This is a genomic window from Streptomyces sp. NPDC006314 (assembly GCF_040613075.1).
Classification (GTDB): domain Bacteria; phylum Actinomycetota; class Actinomycetes; order Streptomycetales; family Streptomycetaceae; genus Streptomyces.
Map to the genome: position 1 here is coordinate 1 of NZ_JBEXRL010000053.1, position 7,780 is coordinate 7,780.

Consider the following 7,780-nt stretch of genomic DNA (forward strand, 5'->3'; position numbering starts at 1 on the left):
ATCAACCACAACCCACAACTGCCGTGGTCCTTCCTCGCCCACACCGGACTCACCATCCACCCACCCCACCCACCGAACTTACGAAAAGATCAGTATTTCCACTCCCGTGTCTTCGGTCGGCTGAGATTCCTCTGAGGACGGAGAAGAAGGACCACTCGTGGCATTCACGCACATGTACAAGAGGCGCATCGGCCCGTGGGGGCTCATCGCCCGCGTCACCCTCGACGTCCAGCCCGTGGAGGAGCCGCCGCGCGAGGCGCGCAGAATCGGCGACTCACGGGTCTGGTGGCTGCCGCCGCAGAGGATCGTCCCGGTGGACGAGACGTGGATGGCGTTCGGCCTCGGACTGGTGGCCGGGCAGCTCGACGCCCTCCGCGGCGGAGCCGACGCCGTGCTGGTACGGGTGGACGACTGGGACGTACCGATGCTGACCGACTACCAGGAGGAAGTCGCCGCCGCGGCCCTCATCGAGTGCCTGCGGGAGAACTACGGCATCAGCGGCGTCGAGATCGCTCTCACGTTCGACCGAGAGCGCAATCGCTACCAGTTCACCTGGGACGGGGTGCCGGCCGAGCCGGGGCCGCGGAAGCTGTAACGGCATCGCAACCCGGCGCTGGAATCCGGACAGGCGGGCCCTGCGTCTTCGCCGGTATGGAATCGCTGAACCCGCCATCCCAGCCCCGGCAGCCCGAAGGGTGCCTCGTCGTCGCGATCCGCATCCCGGTGCGGATCGTCGTCCTCGTGCTCGTCGTGCCGGTGCGGATGGCGTGGGACGCACTCGTCGTCATCGGGCGGTTCCTGCGGGACACCGTCTTCCGTCCGCTCGGCCGGGCGCTGCTGTGGGCCGGCAGGGCCCTGTTCGTGTGGCCGTTCGTGGGCCTGTGGCGCTACGTCCTGGTCCCGGTCGGCCAGGCGCTCGCCTGGCTCGCCACCGTCCTCCTCGTCGTACCGGCGGGGTGGCTCTACCGCTACGTGCTCACCCCCGTCGGGCATGCCGTCGCCTTGCTGGGCCGCGCGGTGGGAGCCGGGCTCGCCTGGGTGTACACGCGGGTTCTCCGCCCCATCGGGCACGGGGTCCTCTGGCTGCTGAAGGGCATCGGTGCCGTGCTCGCCGCCCTCGGCACCGGGGTGTACACGGCCTTCGCCTGGCTGGGGCGTTACCTGTTCGTCGTACCTGCCCGCTGGCTGTACACCTGGGTCCTCACCCCCGTGGGGCACGCCGTCGCCTGGTGCGTGCGCGGACTCGGGTGGCTGCTGGGCCTGCTCGCCACCGGCATCGGCCTGACCCTGTACTGGACCGCCCGGGTGCTCTTCGTCCTGCCCGCCGTCGCGCTGTGGCGCTGGATCCTGGCGCCCGTCGGCCGGGTCCTCGCCGTCGTCGCGCGGGAGGTGGGGGAGGCCCTCGGGCATGCCTGGCGGGTCGCGGGGCGGATCTCGCGGGCCGTCGGACGGGCGCTCGGGACCCTCTTCCGGTGGATCTTCCTGGAGCCGGTGCGCTGGGTGTACCGGACCATTCTCACCCCGGTCGGACACGTGATCCGGGATGCCGTCCTGCGGCCCGTCGCCCAGGGCGTGCGGGCGGTGGGCCGGGTCGCCCGCGAGGCGCTGACCGCGGCCCGCGACACCGCGCGGCAGGCCCGTGCCGACTTCCGGCGGATGCTCGTCGGCGAGCCCCGCCGGCCGGCCGCGGTGGACCGGCGGGAACCTGCGGCCCGCGACACACGTACTCTTGGTAGTAGTACGACCGCTCTCACGAAGGACTAGGACACTGGGCAAGCGACAGCCCGAAGGCCCGCCGCCCGCACCCGCGGTGCAGCGCATCCGACTGCGCTACACCAAGCGCGGCCGCCTGAGGTTCACCAGCCACCGAGACTTCCAGCGCGCCTTCGAGCGTGCGCTGCGCCGCGCCGAGGTGCCCATGGCGTACTCGGCGGGGTTCACGCCGCATCCGAAGGTGTCGTACGCCAATGCCGCACCCACCGGCACGGGCAGTGAGGCGGAGTATCTGGAGATCGCGCTGACCGAGCCGCGCGACCCGGAGACCCTGCGCGTCCTCCTCGACGAGTCGCTGCCCGCCGGGCTCGACGTCATCGAGGCGGTCGAGGCACGGATCTCCGGACTCGCCGACCGGCTGACGGCCTCCGTCTGGGAGCTGCGGCTGGACGGTGTCGACGCGGACGCCGCCGAGCACGCGGTCGCGGCCTTCACCAAGGCCGACACCGTCGAGGTGCAGCGCATGACCAAGAACGGCGTCCGTACCTTCGACGCCCGCCCCGCGGTCGTGAGCCTGGAAACGCACAGTTCCCCGGCTGATAGGCCGAGCGACCACCCCTGTGCGATACTGCGGCTGGTTGTTCGGCACGTGACGCCTGCCGTACGACCCGACGACGTCCTGTCCGGTCTCCGCGCCGTGGCCGACCTGGCGCCGCCGGTCCCCGCAGCGGTGACCAGGCTGGCGCAGGGGCTGTTCGATGAAGAGACCGGCACGGTGACCGACCCGCTCGCGCCCGACCGCGAGGCAGCCGAGGCCCTGACGGCCGCACCGGCTGCCGCCGCGACGGCGCCGACGCCGGAAGGTCCCGCGTAGGGACGGACGTTGTAGCGCCGCCCTCGTACTCGGGAGCCACCTGGGTCGGGCAGCGCACTGACCACAAGACTTTCGCCAGGCCGTACCGACAAGGCGTACGGAACCGGCGAGACAGGACACAGAGTGCTCCCGTGCGGCGCCCGCGCCCCGGACGGCGGCCATCGCGCTTCGCGCGGGCCGCGGACGTCAACGGTGGTCGGTCTTTTCGGACCGGCACCGGACCAGGTACGGCGCCCGGGAGCCTGACGGGAGAAATGCCCGCATGCTCGAGCCGACCGAACCCGCCGAGGGTTCCGAACTGAACACTCCCAGCGACACCCTGCCGCCGCGCAGGCGTCGCCGTGCCGCCTCCCGCCCGGCGGGCCCGCCGGGCGCGGCCGAGGCACCCACCGAGGTCACCGTGCCGGCCATACCGGCCGCGGACGCCGACGAGGTTGCCGAGGTCCTCGAGGCCGACGGTGCCGAGGAGGCGGTCGAGACGCAGGAGACCGGACAGGCTGTCGAGTCGGTGGCCGACGCGCAGGCGCCTGCCGCCGAGGAGGCCGCTTCGCCCGGCCGTCCGCGCCGCCGGGCCACGCGCCGTGCGTCCGCCCCGACGGGTTCGCCGGCAGCCGCCGAGGCCGTCGAGACCGTCGTACCGGCCGCGCCCGCCGGCACCCAGGAGCCCGCTGCCGTCGCCGAGGGCGGCGAGGTCGTCGTCGGCGAGGAGGCCGCGCCGCGCCGCGTCCGGCGCCGGGCCACCCGCAGCGTCTCCGCGCCGACCGGGGCCGAGGCAGTCACCGAGGCGCCGGGCGCCGAGAAGGCTTCCGCCCCCGCCGAGACCACCACCGCCGCGGAGACGACAGAGGCCGCCCCCGCCGGGCGTCCGCGTCGTCGGGCCGCGCGCCGCGCGTCGGCGCCCGCCGGGGCAGCCGCGTCTGCCGAGGCCGCCGAGACCGTGGTCCCGGCCGTTGCTGAGGCCGGCAAGACCCAGGAGGAGACCGGAGCCGTCGAGACGCCCGCCGCCGCCGAGGAGACCGCGCCCGCCGCGCGTCCGCGCCGCCGTGCGACCCGCCGTGCGTCCGCGCCCGCCGGTGCCCCGCAGGCCGCCGAGGAGGCGCCCGCTGCCGAGGTGGTGCCTGCCGCGGCGACCGCGGCTCCGGCCGTTACCGAAACGCCGCAGGTCGCCGAGCCCGCCGAGACCGCTGAGACCATCGAGGCCGCCGAGGAGGCAGCCCCGCGCCGTACGCGCCGCCGTGCGACCCGCCGGGTGTCCGCGCCCGCCGGTGCCCCGCAGGCCGCCGAGGAGGCGCCCGCTGCCGAGGTGGCTGCGGCAGCCGCGGCTCCGGCCGTTGAGGACGCGGCTCCGGCCGTTGAGGACGCGGCTCCGGCCGTTACCGAAACGGCGCAGGTCGCCGAGCCCGCGGAGACCGCTGAGACCGCTGAGACCGCTGAGGCCGCCGAGGAGGCAGCCCCGCGCCGTACGCGCCGCCGTGCCACCCGCCGGGTGTCCGCGCCCGCCGGTGCCCCCGTGCAGGAGGAGACCACCGTGGCCAAGGCCGACGAGCCCGCCGCCGAGGCCCGTGCGGCCGCCCAGGCGACCCCCGAGACCGCCGCCCCGCAGGCCGCCGAGCCCGAAGCCCAGGCGCAGCAGGCTTCCGACGAGGCCGGTGCCCCGCGTCGGGCCCGGCGCCGGGTCGCGCGTGCCGCCTCCGGCTTCGCCGAGCCCGCGCGGTCCGCCACGCCCAAGGCCTCCGAGGCCGCCGAGGCCCCCGAAGAAGCCGCGCCGCGCCGGCCGCGCCGGCCCGCCGTGGCCGTCTTCCAGGCGCCGGTGTTCACCGAGCCCAGGTTCCAGACCCCCGAGCGTGCCGCTGCCGAGGCGGCCGCCGAGGCCACCGAGCCCGAGGAGCCCGCCGAGCCCGCGGAGTACGCGGAGTACGCGGAGGAGCGCGCCGAGAGCGGCTCGCGCCGTCGCCGTCGCCGCCGGGGTCCGGCCCAGACCGAGGAGACGCAGGCCGTGGAGGCCGCCGCCGAGGCCGAGGAGGCGGAGGAGCCCGAGGACCTCGCCGAGGACCTCGCCGAGGCCGAGGAGGCCGAGGAGGCGGAGGGAGCCGAGGGCTTCGAGGAGTCCGGCTCGCGCCGCCGTCGCCGCCGTGGCGGCCGTCGTCGTCGCCGTGGCGAGGCCGCCGAGGGTGAGGGCGCGGAGCCCGACGCCGACGAACTGGCCGCAGAGCAGGCCGCGCAGGACGCCGAGGACACCGCCGAGCAGGAGGAAGAGGACGACGAGGAGGCTGGGGGCGACGAGTCCGGCGGTTCCAGCGCCAGCAGCCGTCGCCGCCGTCGCCGCCGCCGTCGCGCCGGTGAAACCTCCGTCGACACCGAACCGACCCCCGACGACCCGGAGCGCACGGTCGTCAAGGTCCGCGAGCCCCGCAAGCCCGCCGAGCCGTCCGACGAGGTGCAGTCCATCAAGGGCTCGACCCGTCTGGAGGCCAAGAAGCAGCGCCGCCGGGAAGGCCGCGAGCAGGGGCGCCGACGTGTCCCGATCATCACCGAGGCCGAGTTCCTGGCCCGCCGTGAGGCCGTCGAGCGTGTGATGGTCGTCCGCCAGCACGGCGACCGTACGCAGATCGGCGTTCTGGAGGACGGCGTACTCGTCGAGCACTACGTCAACAAGGAGCAGGCCACCTCGTACGTCGGCAACGTCTACCTGGGCAAGGTCCAGAACGTGCTGCCGTCGATGGAGGCCGCCTTCATCGACATCGGCAAGGGCCGCAACGCGGTTCTCTACGCCGGTGAGGTCAACTTCGAGGCGCTCGGCATGGCCAACGGGCCGCGCCGCATCGAGGCCGCCCTCAAGTCGGGCCAGTCCGTGCTCGTCCAGGTGACGAAGGACCCGATCGGGCACAAGGGCGCGCGTCTGACCAGCCAGGTCTCCCTCCCGGGCCGCTACCTCGTGTATGTCCCCGAGGGCTCGATGACCGGTATCAGCCGTAAGCTGCCCGACACCGAGCGGGCCCGGCTGAAGACCATCCTCAAGAAGATCGTCCCCGAGGACGCGGGCGTCATCGTGCGCACCGCCGCCGAGGGCGCGAGCGAGGACGAGCTGCGCCGGGACGTCGAGCGGCTGCAGGCGCAGTGGGAGGACATCCAGAAGAAGTCGAAGAACGGCAACGCCCCGACGCTGCTGTACGGCGAGCCGGACATGACCGTCCGGGTCGTGCGCGACATCTTCAACGAGGACTTCTCCAAGGTCGTCGTCAGCGGTGACGAGGCATGGCAGACGATCCACGGGTACGTCTCCCACGTGGCCCCGGACCTCGCCGACCGCCTGTCCAAGTGGACCTCCGAGGTCGACGTCTTCGCCACCTACCGGATCGACGAGCAGCTCGCCAAGGCGCTGGACCGCAAGGTCTGGCTGCCCAGCGGCGGTTCCCTGGTGATCGACCGGACCGAGGCGATGGTCGTCGTCGACGTCAACACCGGCAAGTTCACCGGCCAGGGCGGCAACCTCGAGGAGACCGTCACCAGGAACAACCTGGAGGCGGCCGAGGAGATCGTGCGCCAGCTGCGGCTGCGCGACCTCGGCGGCATCATCGTGATCGACTTCATCGACATGGTGCTCGAGTCCAACCGGGACCTGGTGCTGCGGCGCCTGCTGGAGTGCCTGGGCCGTGACCGCACGAAGCACCAGGTGGCCGAGGTGACCTCGCTGGGTCTGGTGCAGATGACCCGTAAGCGGGTCGGTCAGGGTCTGCTGGAGTCCTTCTCCGAGACCTGCGTCCACTGCAACGGCCGCGGTGTCATCGTGCACATGGAGCAGCCGACCTCCAGTGGAGGCGGCGGCAAGCGCAAGAAGCGCGGGCGCGGTGGCGACGGGCAGGAGCACGTGCACGAGACCGCCGCGGTGGTCGTGGAGACCGGCGAGGCCGTCGAGCCGGAGGTGGAGACCGCCGTCGAGGTGGCCGCCGAGCTGGCCGAGCCCGTCGCGCTGCCCGCGCCCGACTTCGCGCCGGACGAGGAGCTGTACAGCAGCGTCGCCGAGGCGGAGGCGGCGGCCACCCGTGGCCGTACGCGGCGCCGGGCGAGCCGCCGGGCGTCGGCTCCGGCCGGTGCCCCCAAGGCGGAGAAGGCCGAGCGGGCGAGGGCGGAGACTCAGCAGGAGCAGGCCGCGCTGCCCGAGGCCGCTGTCGCCGCCGAGGCCCCCACCGCGCAGGACGTCAGCGCCGCCGAGGCTGCCGCGCGTCCGGTGCAGCCGGAGCCGGCCGCCGAGGCGCTGGCCGAGCCCGCGGCCGCTGAGGACCAGGTGGTTCCGGCGCCGCAGGCCGAGGCCGTCGAGGAAGCCGCGCCCAAGGGCCGTACGCGCCGTCGGGCGACCCGCAAGGTGTCTGCCCCGGCCGGTTCCCCCGCAGGTGCCGAGGCGGCCGTGGTGACGGTGCCCGAGGCCGCGCCCGCCGCCGAGGCTCCGGCGGAGCGGCCGGAGCCCCAGGCCCCGGCCGAGGCGCCCGCCGAGAGCGGCGCCCCTGTCGAGCAGGCGCCCGCCGAGAGCGCCGCCCCGGCCCGGCCGCGCCGCCGTGCCGTGCGCAAGGCCACCGCGCCGACCGCGTCCGAGGAGGCGGCCGTCGTGGTCGTCCCGTCGGCCGCGGCGGAGGAGGCCCCGGTGGCCGAGACGCCCGCCGAGGACACGGCGGAGACGGCCACTGCGGCCAAGAAGACCGCCCGCAAGGCGGCCAAGAAGGCGACGGCGAAGAAGGCCGCCACCAAGAAGACGGCGGCCAAGAAGACGGCGGCCAAGAAGACGGCCGCCAAGAAGACGACGGCCAAGAAGGCGGCCAAGACCGCCAAGACGGCCGCCGCGAAGTCGACGGCGAAGAAGGCCACCACGGTCTCCACTGCCGCAGACGAGGGCTGAGTCTCGTCCCACTGAGTGTGGTCCTGTCGCCTCGGACAGGACCACACCGTTTTTCGGGCCCCGGAGCCGAGTGGTTCTCGGGGCCCGGCGCCGAGTTGCGACGGACCGTGCCTCGGCACAGCTGTGCCGCCGGTCTCCCCACCCTGCCTTCGGGGAGATCCGCGGAAAGGGAAACGAAGGAGAGAACCCGCGATGATAGGCCTGATACTGGCGGCCGGCGCCGGGCGGCGTCTGCGCCCCTACACCGACACCCTGCCCAAGGCTCTGGTGCCGGTGGGTCCTGAGGGCGCGGAGGATTCCCT

General features: G+C 74.2%; 5 protein-coding genes. All 5 read left to right on the forward strand.

Translation table 11 applies throughout. The annotated features are described in order from the left end of the window. The first annotated feature begins 157 nt into the window (after positions 1-157). Complete coding sequence (locus ABZ079_RS36585) at positions 158-595, forward strand: hypothetical protein (protein ID WP_356943756.1); 438 nt, start codon at positions 158-160, stop codon at positions 593-595. Between the two features lie 56 nt (positions 596-651). Then, the gene (locus tag ABZ079_RS36590) at positions 652-1,764 is read left to right on the forward strand and encodes a hypothetical protein (protein ID WP_356943757.1); all 1,113 of its coding nucleotides are present in this window, start codon (positions 652-654) and stop codon (positions 1,762-1,764) included. A gap of 46 nt (positions 1,765-1,810) precedes the next feature. After that, on the forward strand, positions 1,811-2,587 hold the full coding sequence (locus ABZ079_RS36595) for a TIGR03936 family radical SAM-associated protein (RefSeq protein WP_356943758.1): 777 nt from the start codon (positions 1,811-1,813) through the stop codon (positions 2,585-2,587). A gap of 262 nt (positions 2,588-2,849) precedes the next feature. Further along, positions 2,850-7,478 (forward strand): Rne/Rng family ribonuclease, encoded by a 4,629-nt coding sequence (locus ABZ079_RS36600; RefSeq protein WP_356943760.1) that lies wholly within the window; start codon positions 2,850-2,852, stop codon positions 7,476-7,478. Positions 7,479-7,670: 192 nt separating this feature from the next. Continuing rightward, the coding region (locus tag ABZ079_RS36605; RefSeq protein WP_356943761.1) for a sugar phosphate nucleotidyltransferase at positions 7,671-7,780 on the forward strand (110 nt) is incomplete at its 3' end.

Excerpts from the sequence above, each read along its gene's own strand:
- ABZ079_RS36590 (WP_356943757.1), top strand. The coding sequence starts at position 652 with ATGGAATCGCTGAACCCGCCATCCCAGCCCCGGCAGCCCGAAGGGTGC.
- ABZ079_RS36600 (WP_356943760.1), top strand. The coding sequence starts at position 2,850 with ATGCTCGAGCCGACCGAACCCGCCGAGGGTTCCGAACTGAACACTCCC.